The 18,357-nt window shown below is 73.0% G+C and carries 17 protein-coding genes; 8 read left to right on the top strand and 9 right to left on the bottom strand.

Annotation, left to right across the window (positions count from 1 at the left end; translation table 11 throughout):
* Positions 1-5: 5 nt before the first annotated feature.
* Together AC1DP1_RS03745 and AC1DP1_RS03740 are read right to left on the bottom strand one after the other, a co-directional pair.
* On the bottom strand, positions 6-635 hold the full coding sequence (locus AC1DP1_RS03745) for a hypothetical protein (protein ID WP_477505701.1): 630 nt from the start codon (positions 633-635) through the stop codon (positions 6-8).
* 29 nt (positions 636-664) lie between these two features.
* On the bottom strand, positions 665-1,318 hold the full coding sequence (locus tag AC1DP1_RS03740; protein WP_477505700.1) for a hypothetical protein: 654 nt from the start codon (positions 1,316-1,318) through the stop codon (positions 665-667).
* An 85-nt stretch (positions 1,319-1,403) separates the two neighbouring features.
* Between AC1DP1_RS03740 and AC1DP1_RS03735 the strand changes: the two genes are divergently transcribed.
* Both AC1DP1_RS03735 and AC1DP1_RS03730 read left to right on the top strand, forming a co-directional pair.
* Positions 1,404-2,633 carry an amidohydrolase family protein gene (locus tag AC1DP1_RS03735; RefSeq protein WP_477505699.1) on the top strand — a complete coding sequence of 410 codons (1,230 nt, stop codon included), beginning with the start codon at positions 1,404-1,406 and terminating at the stop codon, positions 2,631-2,633.
* Positions 2,630-4,141 (top strand): amidohydrolase, encoded by a 1,512-nt coding sequence (locus AC1DP1_RS03730; RefSeq protein ID WP_477505698.1) that lies wholly within the window; start codon positions 2,630-2,632, stop codon positions 4,139-4,141. Before AC1DP1_RS03735 ends, AC1DP1_RS03730 begins: the two co-directional genes overlap by 4 nt.
* Before the next feature lie 60 nt (positions 4,142-4,201).
* Here AC1DP1_RS03730 and AC1DP1_RS03725 read toward each other — a convergent pair whose 3' ends face one another.
* Complete coding sequence (locus tag AC1DP1_RS03725; RefSeq protein WP_477505697.1) at positions 4,202-5,383, bottom strand: PucR family transcriptional regulator; 1,182 nt, start codon at positions 5,381-5,383, stop codon at positions 4,202-4,204.
* 103 nt (positions 5,384-5,486) lie between these two features.
* Here AC1DP1_RS03725 and AC1DP1_RS03720 point away from each other — a divergent pair, with 103 nt between their 5' ends.
* The 5 genes from AC1DP1_RS03720 (at position 5,487) to AC1DP1_RS03700 (ending at position 12,566) form a co-directional block, all read left to right on the top strand.
* Positions 5,487-6,617: a ferredoxin reductase gene (locus tag AC1DP1_RS03720; RefSeq protein ID WP_457184558.1), complete on the top strand. Its 1,131-nt coding sequence runs from the start codon at positions 5,487-5,489 to the stop codon at positions 6,615-6,617.
* Positions 6,618-6,650: 33 nt separating this feature from the next.
* Entirely contained in the window at positions 6,651-7,883 is a 1,233-nt protein-coding gene (locus AC1DP1_RS03715) for a fatty acid desaturase family protein (RefSeq protein WP_457184557.1), read from the top strand.
* A gap of 131 nt (positions 7,884-8,014) precedes the next feature.
* Positions 8,015-9,985 carry an MSCRAMM family protein gene (locus tag AC1DP1_RS03710; protein ID WP_477505696.1) on the top strand — a complete coding sequence of 657 codons (1,971 nt, stop codon included), beginning with the start codon at positions 8,015-8,017 and terminating at the stop codon, positions 9,983-9,985.
* 739 nt (positions 9,986-10,724) lie between these two features.
* Positions 10,725-10,988, top strand: a complete 264-nt coding sequence (locus tag AC1DP1_RS03705) for a hypothetical protein (protein ID WP_477505695.1) — start codon at positions 10,725-10,727, stop codon at positions 10,986-10,988.
* Positions 10,989-11,063: 75 nt separating this feature from the next.
* Positions 11,064-12,566: a hypothetical protein gene (locus AC1DP1_RS03700; protein WP_477505694.1), complete on the top strand. Its 1,503-nt coding sequence runs from the start codon at positions 11,064-11,066 to the stop codon at positions 12,564-12,566.
* Here AC1DP1_RS03700 and AC1DP1_RS03695 read toward each other — a convergent pair.
* Both AC1DP1_RS03695 and AC1DP1_RS03690 read right to left on the bottom strand, forming a co-directional pair.
* Entirely contained in the window at positions 12,563-13,501 is a 939-nt protein-coding gene (locus AC1DP1_RS03695; RefSeq protein ID WP_477505693.1) for an oxidoreductase, read from the bottom strand. The two genes, AC1DP1_RS03700 and AC1DP1_RS03695, sit on opposite strands and share 4 nt — an antisense overlap.
* A complete protein-coding gene (locus AC1DP1_RS03690; protein ID WP_477505692.1) occupies positions 13,498-14,361 on the bottom strand; it encodes a maleylpyruvate isomerase family mycothiol-dependent enzyme in 864 nt (287 codons plus the stop codon). Before AC1DP1_RS03690 ends, AC1DP1_RS03695 begins: the two co-directional genes overlap by 4 nt.
* Positions 14,362-14,499: 138 nt before the next feature.
* Here AC1DP1_RS03690 and AC1DP1_RS03685 point away from each other — a divergent pair, with 138 nt between their 5' ends.
* The gene (locus AC1DP1_RS03685) at positions 14,500-14,712 is read left to right on the top strand and encodes a DUF6458 family protein (RefSeq protein ID WP_457184552.1); all 213 of its coding nucleotides are present in this window, start codon (positions 14,500-14,502) and stop codon (positions 14,710-14,712) included.
* 15 nt (positions 14,713-14,727) lie between these two features.
* On the opposite strand, the gene AC1DP1_RS03680 is transcribed toward AC1DP1_RS03685, so the two are convergent.
* Genes AC1DP1_RS03680 through AC1DP1_RS03665 form a run of 4 tightly spaced genes read right to left on the bottom strand, consistent with a single transcriptional unit; the run spans position 14,728 to position 18,048 of the window.
* Positions 14,728-15,333 carry a response regulator gene (locus AC1DP1_RS03680; RefSeq protein ID WP_457184550.1) on the bottom strand — a complete coding sequence of 202 codons (606 nt, stop codon included), beginning with the start codon at positions 15,331-15,333 and terminating at the stop codon, positions 14,728-14,730.
* Entirely contained in the window at positions 15,330-16,436 is a 1,107-nt protein-coding gene (locus AC1DP1_RS03675) for a sensor histidine kinase (protein ID WP_457184549.1), read from the bottom strand. The genes AC1DP1_RS03680 and AC1DP1_RS03675 overlap by 4 nt, the downstream gene beginning before the upstream one ends.
* Positions 16,373-17,173, bottom strand: coding sequence for an ABC transporter permease (locus AC1DP1_RS03670; RefSeq protein ID WP_477505691.1), 801 nt, complete (start codon positions 17,171-17,173; stop codon positions 16,373-16,375). Before AC1DP1_RS03670 ends, AC1DP1_RS03675 begins: the two co-directional genes overlap by 64 nt.
* Positions 17,170-18,048, bottom strand: coding sequence for an ABC transporter ATP-binding protein (locus AC1DP1_RS03665; RefSeq protein WP_477505690.1), 879 nt, complete (start codon positions 18,046-18,048; stop codon positions 17,170-17,172). Before AC1DP1_RS03665 ends, AC1DP1_RS03670 begins: the two co-directional genes overlap by 4 nt.
* Between the last annotated feature and the right edge of the window lie 309 nt (positions 18,049-18,357).

Here is an 18,357-nt window from a genome sequence, read left to right as displayed (position 1 = left end):
GCAGCTCAGCCGAGCCGGATGCCCGACCCGACCCTGGCGATCAGGTCGGCCATCCCCGGGTCGTCGCGTTCACGTCCGGTGACGGCGATCTCCACCTGGGCGTTGTCGGAACCCGTCAGGTCGAGCCACCGCAGGTAGCCGTGGCGCAGGTGGTTCGACGTGATGAAGGAGAAGTGCAGGCTGTCGTTGGTCTGGTCGAGGACCTCGACGTTGCTCTCGTCCTCGCGGAGCTCGTCGATCCGTCGGTCGAGCGTCCACGCGATCGACCGGCGGTTGCTCAGCACCTGCTCGACCCGCAGGACGTAGCCGAAGTCCGGCTGGCCGGGCGGTCGCCACTGCCACTCGTTCAGGGAGTTCTCGGAGAAGGTCCAGCCCTTCGGGACCGGCAAGGTCATCCGGAAGTCGCCGGCGCCGACCGACTGGGACACCAGCGGGACCCCCGCCTCCAGCGGCGGGGTGCGGGGATCTGGCAGCACCTCGGGAACGGGGTCGACCGGCAGGCTGGGCGAGGCGGGCACCGGTGCGGCCGACCCGCCCCCCGACGGGTTCTCGCCCAGGACCCAGGACGCGCCGAACCCCGCCGCGACCCCGATGGCGAGCAGCAGCGCGAGCACTGCCGTCCCCCGCCAGTTCACGGGCGCCAACCTAGTCCGTGGGGGTGTGCTCAGCCGACAGGCCCGCCGCCCGCCCCCTGCATGCCCTCGGCCACCCGGCGGATGAGGTCGCGCGTGCCGGGGACGTCCTTCTCGCGGCCGTGCACGACGATCTCCACGTCGGCCTGGCCGCTGGCGTCGAGGTCGAGCCATCGCATGAAGCTGTGGCGGGCGTTGCCCTCGTTGCTGCGGTAGGTGTACTCGAGCGTCTCGGCACCGCGGTCGACGATGACCACGTCGTCCTGCTCGGCGCGCAGCCGCTCGATGCGGATGTTGATCGCGTCCTCGATCGTGATGTCCTGGCTGTTGATCTGCTCGATCCGCATCACGTAGGTGTTGTTGGACGTGCCCGGCTTCTTCCACTTCCACTCGTTGCTGGCGTTGGCGTTGGTGCTCCACCCGACGGGGGCGGGGAAGGTGATCTCGAACTTGCCGGTGCCGACCTTCTGCGGGGCCATCGCGATGTCGGGCTCGAGCGGGGGGTCGGTCGGATCGGGGGCGGGGGGCTGCGGTGCCTCGACCGGCATCTCCGGGGCCTGTGCGGGCACCGGGGCGGGGACGCCCGACCCGATGGAGCCCTCGCGGCTCTGTGCGGACGCGGCGTAGCCGCCCCCGACACCGATCGCCAGGAGCGCGACCAGTGCTGCAGGCCCCCGCCACTTCACGGCGCCATCATGTCAGCCGGCCGGGTGGTCTGGTCCAGGGAGCCACCCCGGTGCGGCCGGGGCTGCCCGGGCGCACCATCGGGAGATGGGCTCCCGGTGGGCGTTGCGGGCGGGCCGCGCGTTCGACGGGGCGCGGTTCCTGCCGGACGGCGCGACGGTGGTCATCGAGGGTGACCGGGTCGTCGGCGTCGAGACCGCCGGCTTCCGCCCGCCGGACGACGTACCCGTCACGGACGTCGGCGGCACCCTCCTGCCCGGGCTGGTCGACTGCCACGTCCACCTCGTCGCGTCGGGAGCCTTCCCCGGCACGCCCGGGAGCCTCGAGTGGGCCGGCACTGCCGCCCCGGCCGCGGTGGACGAGGTGGTGACGGCCGGCCTGCGGGCGCAGGTCACGGCAGGGGTGACCAGCGTCCGCGACCTCGGTGACGCCGGTTACCGCGTGCTGGAGCACCGCGGACGGGAGGGCGAGGGGCTGCCGCGGGTGGTGGCTGCCGGTCCACCGATCACGATCCCGCTCGGGCACTGCTGGTTCCTCGGCGGTGACGTCGACCCGGACGACCCCGCCACGGTGGACCGCGCAGTGGCGGAGCGGGTGGAGCGCGGCGTCGACATCGTCAAGGTGATGGCGAGCGGCGGCTTCCTGACGCCCGGCAGCGACATGCTCGGCGCCCAGTTCGCCGTCGCTCCGCTGCACCGGCTGGTGGGTGCCGCCCACGCGGCCGGCCTTCGGATCGTCGCGCACGCCCACTCGGTCGCCGGGGCGGAGGTCGCGACCGACGCCGGGGTCGACGGGATCGAGCACTTCACGTGCATGACCGAGGGCGGGGCCGACCCACCTCCCGACCTGCTCACCCGCGTCTCGGATGCGGGTGTCACCGTCTGCCCGACGCTGGGCAACGACCCGGCGCGGTTCCCGCCGGAGTCGGCCATGCCGCCGCACGTCCTCGAGATGCTCCAGCGGATCGGCATCACCGACCGCGACGAGCACTTCGCGCGGGTCGCCGCCAACTCCGTGCGCCTGCGCGAGCACGGCATCCGCGTCGTCTCCGGGCTCGACGCCGGAGCGATGCCGGCGAAGCGCCACGGCGACCTGTGGCGTGCGGTCGCCGAGCTGGTGCGGGGCGGGTGGCCGGTGGACGAGGCGCTCGCGACCGCTACCTCGGTGGCAGCCGACGACTGCGGCATCGACGCCGGTCGTCTCGCGACCGGCCGGCTCGCCGACCTGCTCGTCGTCGACGGCGACCTTGCGACCGACGTGACCGCGCTCTCCCGACCCCTCGCGGTGTGGGTGGGCGGGGTCGCGGTCGAGCGGTGAGCCCCACCTCCTACGGTGGCCTCGTGCTGATCCGCAACGCCCGCCTCGTCGCCGTCACCGAGGCCGTCCCGGGACTTCTCGACGTACGCCTCGACGGGGGCCGGGTGGTCGAGGTCGGAGCGTCGCTGAGCGGCGACGAGACGTCGTACGACGCGGCCGGGCGCTGGCTGATGCCCGGGCTCTGGGACCAGCACGTGCACCTCGGCCAGTGGACGCTCGCGTCCGCGCGGCTCGACCTCGGCCCCGCCCGGTCGAGCGCCGAGGCCGTCGCGCTCGTGCGCGCGCGGCTGGAGGAGTGGCCCGACCTGCCCGTCATCGGGTGGGGGCACCGGCCGACCGCGTGGCCCGACAACCCCACGGTCTCCGACCTCGACGCCATCGGGACCGACCTGCCGATCGTGCTCATCGCCGGCGACGGCCACCACGGCTGGCTCAACACCATCGCGCTCCACGCGCTCGCCCTGCCGATCCGCGACAGCGTCGTGAGCGAGGCCGAGTGGTTCATGGCCTACGGCCGGCTCGCGTCCGTGCTGGGCCAGGACGGCACCGGCCCCGACGCCTACCGACGCTCGATGGAGGCCGCGGCGGCGCAGGGCGTCGTGGGGCTCGTCGACCTCGAGTTCAGCGGCGGCGTCGCCGACTGGGCCGCGCGGTGGGCCGGCGGCGCCGACCTGCTGCGGATCCGTCACGCCTGCTACGCCGACGGGCTCGACGACGTGCTCGCCCGCGGCCTGCGCTCCGGCGACCCGCTCGCCGACGACCCGCGCCTGACGATGGGGCCGCTCAAGATCATCAGCGACGGCTCGCTCAACACCCGGACCGCGTGGTGCTGCGAGCCCTACGCGGAGAAGGCCGTCCCCGGGTTCGAGGAGGGTCAGCCCAACCAGAGCCCGGACGAGCTTCGCGCGCTGCTGGCCCGCGCCGCGGCCGGCGGGCTCGAGGTCGCCGTCCACGCCATCGGCGACCGCGCGGTCACCGAGGCGCTCGCCGCCTTCGAGGACACCGGCGCCCGCGGCGGCATCGAGCACGTGCAGCTCACCACGCGTGACGACGTACGCCGCATGGCGCGCCTCGGCGTGCGCGCCAGCGTGCAGCCCGCGCACCTCCTCGACGACCGTGACGTCACCGAGCGGCTCTGGCCGGGCCGCGCGGAGCGCTGCTTCCCGCTGCGGTGGATGCTCGACGACGGCGTCGACGTCGTCCTCGGCTCGGACGCCCCGGTCTCCCCGCTCGACCCGTGGCTCGCCATCGCCAGCGCGGTCCACCGCTCCGGCGACGACCGCGAGCCGTGGCACCCCGAGCAGTCGATCACCGCCCGCGAGGCGCTCGCCGCCTCGACCGACGGCTGGGGCACGGTCGCGGTCGGGCACCACGCCGACCTGGTGCTCCTCGACGCCGACCCCCTCGACGGGGCGTCGGACCGCGACCACGCCCGGCGGCTGCGGTCCTTCGCCGACCACGTCGTCGAGACCTGGGTCGCGGGCGAGACGGCGTACGCCCGCCCCTGAGCGGTGCCCCACCCACCTGCCACGGGTCAGGAATGTGGCTGGCGCACCGCTCGAGAGCGGTCAGGCCAGCGCGAGGGTGGCGTCGAGCACGAAGGCCGGGTCCTCGAGCCGGTCGCCGTAGATCTCCCGGAGCTGGCCGACGCGGTAGCGCACGGTCTGGGCGTGGACGAACAGCTCCTCGGCCACCGCGTCCCGGCGGCCATGGTTGAGCAGCCAGCTGCGGAGGGTGTCGGTCAGCTTCTCGGCGGTCGAGGGGCGCAGGTCGGCGAGAGGGGCGAGCACCCGCGCGCGGAGGTCGTCCCGGGCGGACGCGTCGGCGGCCAGCACCAGCGAGGCGAGGTGCTCGTCGGAGTCGACGAGCCCGTCGAGGCCGAGGGCCGCGCAGCGCAGGGCGCGACGGTAGGACGCAGCTGCCTCCAGCCAGGGCACGGCGGGGCCGACGACCGCGTCGGTGCCGCGCAGGGCACGGAGCAACGTACGACGCGCGGTGGCGGAGCCGGTGCCGGGCACGAGCAGCGAGGCGTGGCCCTCCGGCAGCCCCGGGACGTCGTCGCTCGGCTGGAGCGTGCCCGGGTCGAGGGCGGTGACGGCGTGCGAGACCTGCGACTCCGGCAGCACCAGCGCGGTCAGCGCACCAGGCGGCTCCCAGTCGGCCCGCTCGGCAGCGGCGTTGGTCGCGTCGGCGGGCGCGCCGGTGAGCAGGGCCCGCGCCAGCCGCTCGAGGTTGCGCTGCCGGACGCGCCCGCTGCTCTCCAGCTCGTCGGTGTGCCCGGCGACCGAGGCCGCCGACAGCTCGTCGATGTAGGCGAACACCAGCTCGGCGAACTTCGCGAGCTGGCCCGCGTCGACCCCGGCCTCCACGGCCACGCCGGACATGTCGCGCCACGAGGCGCGGGCGCCGATCCGGTAGGCCGCGAGCAGCGCCTCGGCCGTACGACCGCTGCGCGCCTCGCCGCGGCCGAGCTGGTAGGCGCCCTCGATGGCCGGCGCCTTCGGGGCGTCGGCGTCCTGACGGGTGGCGAGCGTGAGGAAGCCGCCGAGCGCCAGCTGCACCGCGTTGCGGATCACCTCGCCCATCCGCCCACTCCAGGCGCCCGCATAGCTAGGCACCTCGTCGATGATGGTCAGCACTGCGCTGTCGGCGACCTCCGCGAGGTGGGACCGCAGCGCGGCGGCCACCTTCGGGTCCAGCCCGACGATGGTCTGTATTTGTGTGGTCGGGCGCACAGGGCGAGTGACCATCGGGACTCCTGAGGTCTGTTTTGTTCGCGACGAACAAGAGTCTAGCCCCGATTCACGTGAGGAGGGCAGGAAGAACGGGCCGACATCGGGGAGATTGGATGCCATGACCACGACTCTCGAGCCGCCCGCCCGCGGCAGTGCCCGGAGCCGTCGACTGGGCGACCACCTCGTCCGCGTCGCCGAGGCCGCCACCACGCCCTACCTGCCGGCCGACTTCATGGACCTCTTCGCGCCCCTGCGCTCCGGCGCCGATCTGCGCGGACGCATCGAGTCGGTGCACCCCGAGACCGCCGACGCCGCGACCATCGTGATCCGCCCCGGTGCCGACTGGGCGGGCCACGTGCCCGGCCAGTACCTCCGCATCGGCATCGACGTCGACGGCGTACGCCAGTGGCGGGCCTACTCACTCACCCACGGCCCGCGCCGCGACGGCCGCATCTCGATCACCGTCAAGGCCGTCCCCGACGGCCTGGTCAGCAACCACCTCGTCCACGAGGCGCGACCCGGCACCCTGGTCCACCTCGAGCAGGCGGCCGGTGAGTTCGTGCTTCCGCCTGAGGGCGGCAAGTTCCTCATGGTCACCGCCGGGTCCGGCATCACGCCGGTGATCGGCATGCTGCGCAACCTCTTCCCGAGCACCGACGAGGGCGTGCTCCGGCCGGACCGCAGCGCCGACCACGACATCGTGGTCGTCCACGTCGCGCCCAGCCACCCCCACTCGATCTTCATCCGCGACCTCGAGGCGCTCGACGCCGCGGGCGCGATCCGCCTCGTGGCGCGCTACGACGACGAGCACGGCGTCCTCGACGTCGACCAGCTCGCCGACCTGGTCCCCGACCTCGCCGAGCGCCAGACCCTCGCCTGTGGCCCGGCCGGCCTGCTCGACGCCCTCGCCGCCCACCACGAGGCAGCCGGCATCACCTTGACCACCGAGCAGTTCCGCACCGCCCGCGTCGAGCCCGGCGACGGCGGCACCGTCACCTTCAGCTCGGGCACGACGCTCGACCTCGACGGGGCGACGCCCATCCTCGACGCCGCCGAGGACGCCGGGATGCTGATGCCGAGCGGCTGCCGCATGGGCATCTGCATGGGCTGCGTCATCCCGCTGCGCGAGGGCAGCGTGCGAGACCTCCGCAACGGCGCGATCACCACCGCCGTCCCCGGCGAGACCGGCGACCTCAAGGTGCAGACCTGCATCAACGCCGCCGCCGGCCCGTGCCACATCGACCACTGACGCCTGACCTCCAACACCCCTGAGGAGATCGACATGACCACGATCCAGAAGAAGGCCGTCCTCGGCCAGACGAACCCGATCGCGCACCTCACCGAGGCCGACATCGAGCAGATCGGCATCGAGCTCGACGCCATCCGCCAGGACATCCTCGACGACCGCGGCGCCGACGACGCGGCGTACATCCGGCGCGTCATCGACACCCAGCGCAAGATCGAGCTCGGCTCGCGTGCGGTCCTGCTCTTCAGCGCGTTCCCGCCGGCCTGGGTGCTCGGCACCGCCGGCCTGAGCATCTCCAAGATCCTCGACAACATGGAGATCGGCCACAACATCCTCCACGGCCAGTGGGACTGGATGCGCGACCCCAAGATCCACTCCTCGACCTGGGAGTGGGACATGGCCTCGCCCGCCGAGCAGTGGAAGCACAGCCACAACGAGCTCCACCACACCTACACCAACGTCATCGGCAAGGACAACGACCTCGGCTACGGCATCATGCGCGTCGACGAGGACCAGACCTGGACCCCGGCCTCGCTCGCCCAGCCGCTCTTCTGCTTCATCAACGCCGTGTTCTTCGAGTACGGCATCGCCGCCTACGACCTCGAGCTCGGCGCGGTGATCAAGAAGAAGCAGACCAAGGACCCCGAGTTCCGCCGCCGCGTGAAGGCCGTCCTCGGCAAGATCCGCAAGCAGGCCACCAAGGACTACGTCGTCCACCCGGTCCTGTCGATCCCCACCGGTTCCTTCGTCCCGACCCTCGCGGCCAACTTCACCGCCAACGTCGTGCGCAACCTCTGGTCCAACTCCGTCATCCTCTGCGGCCACTTCCCCGAGGGCGTCGAGACATTTGAGAAGCGCTCCATCGAGGGCGAGAGCAAGGGCGAGTGGTACGTCCGGCAGATGCTCGGCAGCGCCAACATCTCCGGCTCGAAGTTCCTCCACCTGATGACCGGCAACCTCTCGCACCAGATCGAGCACCACCTCTTCCCCGACCTGCCGTCCAACCGCTACGGCGAGATCGCGCCCAAGGTGCAGGCCCTCTTCGAGAAGTACGACCTCACCTACTGCGCGCGGCCGATGCCCCAGCAGGTCGCGTCGGCCTGGCACAAGGTCATCCGGCTCTCGCTGCCCAACGGCTGGCTCGCGACGACGAACAAGAAGAACGCGCCGCAGCAGCTCGCCATCCTCTACAAGATGGCCACGGGCGACCGTCGTACGCGACGCCTGCTCGGCCGCAAGCTCGAGAGCGAGTCCCGGGCAGCCGCCTGACAGCCCTGGGCGGAGCGGCCTGGTCACGTCGCGGGACCGATCCGATGATTCGCGTCATGGCGACCCTGACGATCCCCTAGCATCTCGGGCACCTGCTCCGGCGCCTGTGGGGCACCTCGAAAGGTCGTGCCTTGCGTTCGCTCCGTTCCGCCGTCCTCCTCCTGCTGGGACTCCTGGTGGCCCTCACCGGCACCCTCGTCCCCGCCTCCAGCGGCACCGCCGCTGCCGCCCTCGGGAGCATCAGCGGCCAGATGCTCGTCACCGGTGGTGCCCCCATCGCGGGAGCCGAGGTCACGCTCTACCTCAACGACGACGGGGACATCTACGACGTCGACGACACCGAGACCGACGCCACCGGCACCTACCACTTCACCGGTGTCGAGGCCGGTACCTACCGCCTCGGCTTCGTGGACCCCACGGGTGACCACGCGACCGAGTACTGGTCGAACTGGAGCACGCTCAAGGACGCCGATGACCTGTACGTCGCACCGGGCGCCGCGCTCACCGGCAAGACCGTCGTGGTCACGACCGCGGGCCACGTCACCGGCGTCGTCACCGGCGCGGCCGACGCGCCGCTCGCCTACGTGACGGTCGCGGCCTATCGCCACACCTGGCCCTACGACGACACCAGCTGGGAGCTTCGGGGCGAGACCACCACGTCGGCCGACGGCTCGTACGACCTCGGCGGCCTGCCCGGGGGCAGCTACCGCCTCGGGTTCACCGACGAGGGCGCCACCTACCTCCCCGAGTTCTGGGACGACGCCGCAACTGTGGGCGCCGCGCGGGACGTCGTCGTGCGCGAGGGCCAGGTCACCGCCGGCAAGGACGCTCGGCTGGCGCGCGGTGGCCTCATCACCGGGAGCGTCTCAGGGTCCGGTGGCCCCCTCGCAGACGTCGGCGTGACGGCGTACGTCTTCGACACCGCCGAGGGCGAGTGGACCTGGTACACCTCGACCGTCAGCGACGAGACCGGCACCTACCGCCTCGGCGGCCTGCCCACCGACAGCTACCGGCTCCGCTTCCGCGACGACGCGTCCGTCCACCTGACCGAGTTCTGGGACGACGCCACGAGCCTCGCCGCGGCCACCTCCGTCCCGGTCGTGGCCGGCGAGACCGTGACCGGCAAGGACGCGGACCTCGCCCTCGGCGGGCGGATCAGCGGCACCGTGCGCGGCGCCGGCGGAGCCGCACTGGACGGCGTCTTCGTCTACGCGCAGCGCACCGGGGGGTCGGAGGAGTTCTTCCAGGCCACCACCGACGCCGACGGTGCCTTCGAGCTGCAGGGACTGCCCTCGGGTCAGTACGTCGTCGGGTTCTACGACTTCACCGACTCCTACCTCAGCGAGCTCTGGGACGACGCCCAGACCTGGGAGGAAGCCACGCCGGTCACCGTGACCGCCGGGCAGACGGTCACCGGCCTCGACGCCGAGCTGGCGCTCGCCGCGACGATCACCGGCAGCGTCTCCGGCCCCGCGTTCGTCGACTGGGTCTGGGTCTCCGCCTACGAGAAGGTCGCGGGCGAGTGGGAGTACGTCAACGGCACCTACGTCGAGGACGGTGCGTACCGCCTCGGCGGGCTCCCCGGCGGCACCTACCGCCTCGCCTTCGAGGACGACTTCGGCTCGCTCGTCACCGAGTACTGGAACGACAAGAGCTCGCTCGACCTGGCCGACGACATCACGGTCGCCCCGGGCGGCATGGTCGGGGGAAAGGACGCGGTGCTCCGATCGTCACAGACTCCGGTGCCCGTCCCGACCACGCCGGTGCCGACGCCGACGCCGACGCCGACGGCGCCCGTCCCGGCTCCGCCGGTGACCCCCGACGTGGCCGGCCAGCTCACCGCGGTCGCCAAGGCCCTGAAGGTGAAGGGCAAGCCGGTCGTCGGCAGAACGGTCAAGGTCACCAACGCGGTCGCGGAGCTGCGCACGCGCGTGGGCTACGCCTTCCAGTGGTACGCCGGCGCAAAGAAGGTCAAGAAGGCCACCGCGTCCCGCCTGAAGGTCACCAAGGCCCTCAGGGGCAAGGTGCTCAAGGTCAAGGTCACGCTGTCGGCCGGCGGCGCGAAGAAGGTCGTGACCCTCAAGGTGGGCCGCGTCCGCTGAACTGGCAGGCCGCCCCGACCTGCAGCTACGCGGAGGTCGCACCCGAGGTACGACCTCACCCACTGCAGCCGGCTCGCGATCGAGGTCGGCAAGGTGGGGCTGATGCCCGAGCTGGTCTGGACCTCGGTAGAAACACGGATGTATCAGAACGGCCGCAGGAGCATCCTTCTTGTCGTGAGCACTCGACATGGGGAGAACGAGATGACCACGAGCACCACCAGGGTGACCGGCACATCGGGCGTGGCCCGATGATCCGCATCGGCTCCGTGGGGGAGCCCGGGTACGACGTCAGCGCCGAGGCGCGGCCGTCGGTACCGCGGCCGCGCGCGGCCGTGGACGGGGGGTCCACGGTCCGTCAGCCCGTCGCCTGAAGCACGGGGACCGACAGCACAGGGGACTGTCGGACAGAGCCGGAGGCCGTACGACGAGAGTCGTACGACCCCCGGCTCTCGTGCGCCCCGGCCGGCGGAAGCACCATGAAGGCAGTTCGCGGCTCGCGCCGCGCGGCTGAGCGTGAGGCCGGGGTCCTGGTGCTCGAACTGCCTGCAAGGTGCTCTCGTGCGTCCGGACCCGGAGCGGCGGTCAAGGTTCCACGGGTCTCGGGAGCCCTGGTCTGGACCGTCTCCCGAAGGCTTCTCCCAGACTTCCATGAGTAAAGGAAGTCCGGCGGCCGGGCTCCTAGCGTCCTCTGCAGACGGTCCGTGGGGGGCCGTCAGGTGGGGACAGAAGGAGTCCGCCCATGAAGCACGACCGAAACGCCCAGGGGATCGATCTCACGGGTCGCATCAAGTCGCTCGAGCAGTTCACCGGCGCGCTGGTCGCCCGGCCCGGACCCGAGACGACCGACGGACCCGACGCCGACGTCATCCCGATCCATGAGGCTCCGCGCTCACGCGTGCCGGCGCCGCGGCGCTCGCGCATCTTCCTGCGCAGCGGGGGCGGGCACGGATCGTTCGCCGCGCTCACCCTGACCGCGCCACTGCCCCGGCCGCCCGTCGACTGACCGTGTGACGCACGCATCGGGTGCTCCCCGATGCGCCTCCCGGTGTGACGGGTGGGACTCGCCTAGAGTCGCCCGGTGGTCTGGCTGGTCGGCGCGCTCCTGCTGCTGTGGGTGGCGCTGGGGCCCGTGGTCCTGGTCCTCGCCGCCGCGCTGCTGGCGGTCCCGCGGGTCCGCTGGTGGGTCCAGGACCGCGCCTACGTCAGCCGTCGCGTCGTGACCCGGACGGCCGCGACCGCCGCGATCGTCGGCCTCCTCGTCGTGGTCGTCCCCGACGGCTGGCTGCCGATCCCGCCGGCCCCGGGCGCGTGGGCCGGTCCGTCGTACGTCGGTCGCCCGGCGTCGCCCCACCAGGTGCCGGCCGAGGAGGTCCCGCCCAACCCCCACCGCTTCGCCGGCGAGCCGGCCGACGTTCCGGGACCGCTCGGCCACCAGCCCGAGGTCGACACGGCGTGGTTCGGTCTCCAGCGGTGCGGACGGCTCGAGCAGACCGCGACCGGTCTCCTCGTCGCGCTCTGCGCCGCCGGCGACGGCCGCGCCCTGCGCGTCGTCGACCCCCAGACCCTGCGGCCGCTCGCGTCGCAGGACCTGCCCGACCTGCCGGAGGGCTCAGCCTGCGCCGGGGAGTCCCTCTACCTCGACGACGCCGAACGGGCCGTGGTCGGCACCGGTGACCGCCAGGTGCTCGCAGTGCGGACGTCCCACGAGGGCGAGCCGGACCTCGAGACCGACGCCACCTGGGACCTCAAGCCCTACGTCGCCTACGGCGACTGCCTCGTCTCCGTCGCACCCGACTTCTCGGGCCGCATCTGGTGGGCCTCCCACGCCGGTCTCGTCGGGACGCTCGACCCGACGACCGGCCAGGTCGGCGTCGTCGACCTCGGGGAGGACGTCCGCCACGACGTCGCCGTCGACGCAGGGGCGGCGTACGTCGTCACCGACGAGGCCGTGCACCGCCTGGTCGTGGGCGGCGACGGCACGCCGCAGGTCACGTGGCGCAGCGAGTACGACGGCGTGAGCGGGTCCGCGCCGGTGCTGGTCGACCGCGGGACGGTCGCCATCACCGACGAGGTCGAGGACCGCCTGGGCGTGCGGTTCCTCGCGCGCGACGACGGTCGCACGGTCTGCCGGCAGTCCGTCTTCGACAAGGGGGAGGGCGCCACCCGCAGCACCCTCGCCGACCTGGGCGCGGGTGTCGTGGTGGCGAACGACGCCGGCTACGCCTCCTCGCGCCGCGCGCTGCTCGGCTTCACCGCCGGTGCGGGCGTGGCGCGGGTCGACCTGGTGGACGACGGGTGCGCGGTGACCTGGACCACCGACGCCGTGTCGCCTGCCTCGGGCGTCGTCGCCAGCCGACCCAACGGACTGCTCTACGCCTGGGCCAAGCGGCCCTCGCTGACCGGCGTCAGCGCGTGGTACCTCACCGCGATCGACGCCGACTCCGGTCGCCGGCGATGGGGCGTGCGCACCGGCACCGGGCTGCTCGCCGGCAGCGACGGCTCGACGGTCACCCTCGGCCGGGACGGCTCTGCCTACCTCGGTACGCGGGCCGGGCTGGTCCGGGTGCACGACCGCCGCTAGGGCCGAGCCGGCGGCCAGGCGAGCCCGACCGTCTCCTCGCTGCGCTCCCACAGCCGCCGCTGCGCCACCTCGTCACGCGCCAGTCGCGCGGTGCCGACGATCCGCGGCGGACCGGCGGCCTCGGCGGGGCCGCTCGGTCCGACGTACGTCGTCCCCGGGAGGTCGGCGGTGGCCGCCATCAGGGTGGGTCGGGCGCCCGTCTCGGCCGACTGGGAGACCAGCTTGACCGCGCCGTCGAGGACGGCTGCGCGCCGGCCGCGGGTGGTGCCGAGCTGGCCGTTGACGGCGAGGTGCGTGCCGGCGAGACCCGGGTGCGCAGCCAGCGCACGGACCGGCGCGCCGGCCTGCCGCAGCCGCCGGTCGAGCTCGAAGGTGAAGAGCAGGTTGGCCAGCTTGGTCTGGCCGTAGACGTGCCACCGGCTGTAGTGGCGCTGGCCCTGCGGGTCGGCGAGCGGCGCGGACCGGGCGACGCGGTGCATCTGCGACGACAGCGTGACGACGCGACCGTCACCCGACGCCGCCAGCTGGTCGAGCAGCAGACCGGTGAGGAGGAACGGGCCGAAGTGGTTGGTCGCCATCTGCGACTCCAGCCCGTCGCTCGTGCGGCGAAGAGGGGGAGCCATGATGCCGGCGTTGTTGACCAGGAGGTGCAGCGGTCCGAGCCCTGCAGCCGCCTCCCCGGCCGCCCGCACCGATCCCAGGTCGGACAGGTCGACGACCAGCGCCTCGGTCGAGGCGGCGGGCACCTCGTCGGTGATCGCCTCGGCCGCCGCGGCGAGCTTGTCGGGCGTACGCCCCGCGAGCACCACCCGGGCACCGTGACGGGCGAGCTCGAGCGCGGTGTGGAAGCCGAGCCCGCCGAGCGTCGGCCCGGTGACGACGGCGGTGCGACCGGTCAGGTCGCCGATGTCGGCGGTCGTCCAGGCATCGCTCACGGGGTCACGCCGAGCGAGGCGACCACACGCTCGCCGAGCTCGGTGTCGCCTGCGAGGCGTACGTCGGCGGCGGCTGCGGAACGGCGACCACCCGCCAGCACGACGAAGGTCCCGCGGTCCATGGCCAGCGTGACGGTCGGCTCGCCGTCGTCGGACGTGGCGCGACGACCGCGCCCGTTCTCCCCGACGGCGACGGTCACCGGCGGGTGGCCGGCCACCTCGAGGCGTACGACGGACCCGACCGGCGCCTGCGCCCGCTTGCCGACGACGTAGGGCAGGCTCTCCATGAGGTAGTCGGCGGTGTGGATGGCCGCCGCGGAGTCGAGGTTGCCCGGCATCGCGAGCGCGCGGCGCACGTCCTGCTCGTGCATCCACACGTCGAGCGGCCGGTTGCGCAGCAGCAGCCCGGTCGTCCAGCCGATCGCGCCGAAGGCCCCGGGAGCGGGCGCCGAGGCGTCGGTGGGCGGGTCGGCCAGCAGCTGGGTGTGGCGCGCGGTCGTCGACTCGCGGATCTCGGTGATGAGGTCGTCGGGCGTCTCGTCGCGCCGGGCCAGCACGCCCTGCTCGGTGAACCGGCCCATCATCCCGCGCGCGTGCGGCGCCTCGCCGATCTCGACCTCCTCGTGCGGGCGCCCGGCCAGCAGCGCCTCGAGGTGGGCGGTGTGGGCGGCGACGGCCCGGACGTCCCAGCCGGGCAGGTCGGTCGGGGCGGACCACTGGTCGTCGGCGACGTGCTCGAGCACCTTGGTGAAGGAGTCGATGGCCCCCCACCAGAGCGCGACGAGCGCGGCGAGCCGCTCCCGGTCCGTCGCGGTCTCGGCCTCGGGGCTGGTCGCGGCGTCGGCCGCGGGATCGGTCATGGGGAGAGGGTAGGGGACCGGTCCGACGCCACCCGGCGCGGCGGGGTCCCCGCGTTCGGCCCCTGCCAGCCCTACGCTGCGGGAGCGGTCCTGCCCCCGACGGCCCGCACCTCGCGCACCAGTCACGAAGGAGTCGTCATGGGAATCGGACTCGGCATCCTCCTGCTCGTTCTCGGCCTGATCCTGCTCTTCGCGATCAAGGAGTTCCCCGACTCCCTCCAGGAGGTCGTCGACCCGACCACGGTCGGCTGGATCCTCGTGATCGCCGGGGTCCTGGCGCTCGTGCTGGGCCTCGTGATGAACAACCAGCGCTCGAAGACGACCCACGTCGAGGAGCGTCGCGAGCTCTGATCTCGGTACCACGGCTCACAGCCAGCCGCGATCCTGCGCGATCCGGGCCGCCTCGCTGCGGGTGGTGGCGCCGGTCTTGCCGATCGCCGCGGACAGGTGGTTGCGGACGGTGCCCTCGGAGAGGTGCACGCGAGCGGCGATCGTGGACACCGGTGACCCGTCGAGGGCGTGGGTCAGCAGCTCGCGCTCGCGCCCGGTGAGCGGGCTCGGTCCGTCGATCAGCGACTCCGCGGCGAGGTCCGGGTCGATGACCCGCAGGCCTGCGTGGACGCGTCGTACGGCGTCGGCGAGCTGGCGGGCCGGGGTGTCCTTGACGACGAAGCCCGACGCCCCCGCCTCGATCGCCCGGCGGACGTAGCCCGGCCGGCCGAAGGTCGTGACGACCAGGGACCGCACGCCGGGCAGCTCGCGTCGTACGGCCGCGGCGGCGTCGATGCCGTTGAGGCCGGGCATCTCGATGTCGAGCAGGCACACCTCGGCCCCCGAGGCGCGGGCGGCGTCGACCACCTCGTCGCCGCGACCGACCTGCGCCACGACCTCGAGGTCTGCCTCGAGGTCGAGCAGCGCGGCCAGTGCGCCACGCACGAGCGCCTGGTCGTCGGCGAGCAGCAGCCTGATCACGGTAGGGCCACCTCCACCCGGGTGCCGGGGGCGGCCGGGCCGACGGCGAGGGTGCCACCGACGCCGGTGACGCGCTCGCGCATGCCGCGCAGGCCGTTGCCCTCCGCGCCGTCGCAGCCGGAGCCGTCGTCGGTCACGGCGATGCCGGCGGGGCCGAGCTCGATGACGACCGACCGCGCCTGCGCGTGGCGTACGACGTTGGTGACCGACTCGCGCAGCACCCAGGCCAGCAGCGCCCGGTGGCGCGGGTCGGTGTCGGCGACGGACCCCTCGACGGTCGTGGTGATGCCGGCGTCGGCGAGCACCCGGGGTGCGGCGGCGAGCTCGGCCTCGAGGTTGCCGGCGCGCAGCCCGCCGACCGTCGCCCGCACCTCGGCCAGCGCTTGTCGTGCGGTGGCCTGGATCGACTCCAGCTCCTCCTTGGCGCGGGCGGGGTCGATGTCGATGAGCCGCGCGGCGAGCTCGGCCTTCACCGAGAGCGCGGTCAGGGAGTGGCCGAGCACGTCGTGCACGTCGCGCGCCACGCGCTCGCGCTCGACGACGATGGCGTGCTCGCGGAGCGCGGTGTTCGCGACGTGCTCCCGCTCACCGAAGAGCCGCAGCATCACGCCGCCGATCATGATCGGCCAGAGCATCAGGAAGAAGTAGGTCGGGAACTCGTCCAGGCCCAGCAGCGACAGCATCGGGACGGCCGACCAGAGCGCGATGGACCACTTCCACCACGGGGACGGCAGCTCGAGCGCCGAGAGGATGGCGAGGTAGGGCGTGAAGGAGATGACGCCGATGCCGATCACGGGCAGCGTCGCGAGACCCAGTGCGAGCATGAGGCCCATGGCCCACCAGGTGCTGAAGCCGGAGGAGTAGCCCAGCACGTTGGCCACCGCGAACCCGGCGATGCACAGCAGGGCGCCGACCTTGCCCGGCACGCCCGCGTCGGAGTCGAGCACCGACATGATCGGGAAGACGAGGAACACCAGCCAGATGGCGGCGAAGGCCCACCCCCACTTCTCCCAGGGGTTGACGGGCAGCGGCGTCGCCGTCACGTGCGCGCCCGGCTCCGGCGTACGCCCCACAGCGCCACCAGCCCGAAGATCACCGTCCACGCGAGCACGTTAGCGACCGGCAGCCACAGCGCGTCGCGACCACCCGCGGGAAGCCACCCGTCGGTGAGGGGGAAGCGGGCCAGCGCCACGTAGCCGTAGAGGGGCGTGAACCGGCCGAGGTCGAGCATGAAGCCGCTCATCGGCGTGAAGACGTTGCCCAGGAAGGCCAGCACCACGATCATCCCGGACGCGATGCCGGCCGCGTTGGGGCCGCGGAAGACCAGGCAGATCGCCAGGCCGTAGACGGCGAACAGTGCCGACCCGAGCCACACGACCGCGCCCGACAGCACCCAGTCCGACCAGTCGCCGCGCGCGCCGGTCGCGGCCCCGATGGCGAAGATCGCGAGCACCGGCACCGCCGCCACCGACATCGCGACCCCCGCCTTGGCGGCCACGAAGGCAAGCGGCCGCATGGGCGTGAGCCCGAGCTGGCGGCCCCAGCCCATCACCTGCTCGGTCGCGGCGCTCCCGGCGACGCTGGTGGTCGCGGTGACCGCGCCGTACGCCGCCATCGAGATCATCACGTACATCCCGACGTTGCCGCTGCCGACGGGGTCGTCGGAGCCGAGCCCGAAGACGAGGTACATGAACGTCGGCAGGCCGACGACGAAGAACATGCCGATCCGGTCTCGCAGCTGACGACGCAGGTCGAGGCGCGCGTAGGTGAGCATCGCCGGTCGGGGGGTGGCGCGCACGGCGTCCGTGACGCGGGTGGTGGTGGCGGTGGTCGCGGTCATCGTGCGGCTCCGATCGGCTCGTTGTCTGCGGTGAGGGCGAGGAACGCGGCCTCGAGGCTCGCGGCCGAGACGTCGACGTCGGTGACGCCCAGCGGCTCGAGGGCGGCGCGCACCCGGGCGAGCCAGTCGACGTCGATGCCGTCGGTGCCGACCACCTCGGCCGGCGGCCGGAAGGTCAGCGTGCGACCGCCGTACGCCGCCCGCACGTCGGTCGTCGCGGCGTCGTGGACGATGCGGCCGTGGTTCATCAGGACGGTGCGCTCGGCGAACTCGTCGGCCTCGGCGAGGTAGTGGGTGGCGAAGACGATGGTGCGGCCGAGCGCGGCGTCCTCGCGCATCGCCCGCCAGAACTCCTGCCGCGCGCCGACGTCCATGCCGGTGGTCGGCTCGTCGAGGACGACCAGGTCCGGGTCGGGCAGCAGGGCGAGCGCGAACTTCAACCGCTGCTGCTCACCACCTGAGCAGGCCTCCACCCGCCGAGTCGCCAGGTCGGTGAGGCGCGCGCGGTCGAGCACCACCTCGACCCGGTCGGACCGGCCGTGCAGGGCGGCGATCGCGCGCACGGTCTCCTCGACGGTGAAGTCGTTGAGCAGGCCGCCGGTCTGCATGACCGCGGACACCAGCCCCTGCCGTACGGCGTCGGCCGGCGACGTGCCGTAGACCTCGATCGTCCCGGCGTCCGGCGCCGTGAGGCCGAGCAGCATGTCGACGGTCGTGGTCTTGCCGGCACCGTTGGGGCCGAGGAACGCCACGATCTCGCCGGGCTGGACGGTCAGGTCCACCTCGTCGACCGCGACCACGGCGTTGCCGTCGGTGGATCGGAAGGCCTTGCGCAGCCCGGTCGCGCGGATCGCGGGCACGTCAGCTGGTGTCATGCGTCCAGCGTGACGGCGTACCTCGTGCCGACCTTCGCCGAAGTGTCACGACCTCCCCGTGACACCTGTCATCCGAAATGACCGCGAGCGGTGGCCCACCCACATTCCTCGACCCTTGGGTTCAAGGTCTGGATGCAACACCTCGTGATGAAGGGGTGTCTGTGATGGCGGCTCGGCGGGTGTTTCCGCAGCAGGTTCGTCGTGAGTTCTGGTGTCTTGTACGCGATGGGCTGACGGTCGCGGAGGCGGCGCAGAGGGTTGGCGCGTCGCGGTTCGCGGGGATGGATTGGTACCGCGAGCGTGGTGGGG

It is taken from the genome of Nocardioides sp. P4_G10 (assembly GCF_056401175.1).
Note: the sequence above shows the minus strand (reverse complement) of the source record. Positions and strands in the feature narration are given on the sequence as shown.

Bases quoted from the DNA above. Each gene is read 5' to 3' on its own strand.
- AC1DP1_RS03735 (WP_477505699.1), top strand. From the start codon at position 1,404: ATGGGCTCCCGGTGGGCGTTGCGGGCGGGCCGCGCGTTCGACGGGGCG.
- AC1DP1_RS03725 (WP_477505697.1), bottom strand. From the start codon at position 5,383: ATGGTCACTCGCCCTGTGCGCCCGACCACACAAATACAGACCATCGTC.
- AC1DP1_RS03720 (WP_457184558.1), top strand. From the start codon at position 5,487: ATGACCACGACTCTCGAGCCGCCCGCCCGCGGCAGTGCCCGGAGCCGT.
- AC1DP1_RS03715 (WP_457184557.1), top strand. From the start codon at position 6,651: ATGACCACGATCCAGAAGAAGGCCGTCCTCGGCCAGACGAACCCGATC.
- AC1DP1_RS03705 (WP_477505695.1), top strand. From the start codon at position 10,725: ATGAAGCACGACCGAAACGCCCAGGGGATCGATCTCACGGGTCGCATC.
- AC1DP1_RS03690 (WP_477505692.1), bottom strand. From the start codon at position 14,361: ATGACCGATCCCGCGGCCGACGCCGCGACCAGCCCCGAGGCCGAGACC.
- AC1DP1_RS03685 (WP_457184552.1), top strand. From the start codon at position 14,500: ATGGGAATCGGACTCGGCATCCTCCTGCTCGTTCTCGGCCTGATCCTG.
- AC1DP1_RS03670 (WP_477505691.1), bottom strand. From the start codon at position 17,173: ATGACCGCGACCACCGCCACCACCACCCGCGTCACGGACGCCGTGCGC.
- AC1DP1_RS03665 (WP_477505690.1), bottom strand. From the start codon at position 18,048: ATGACACCAGCTGACGTGCCCGCGATCCGCGCGACCGGGCTGCGCAAG.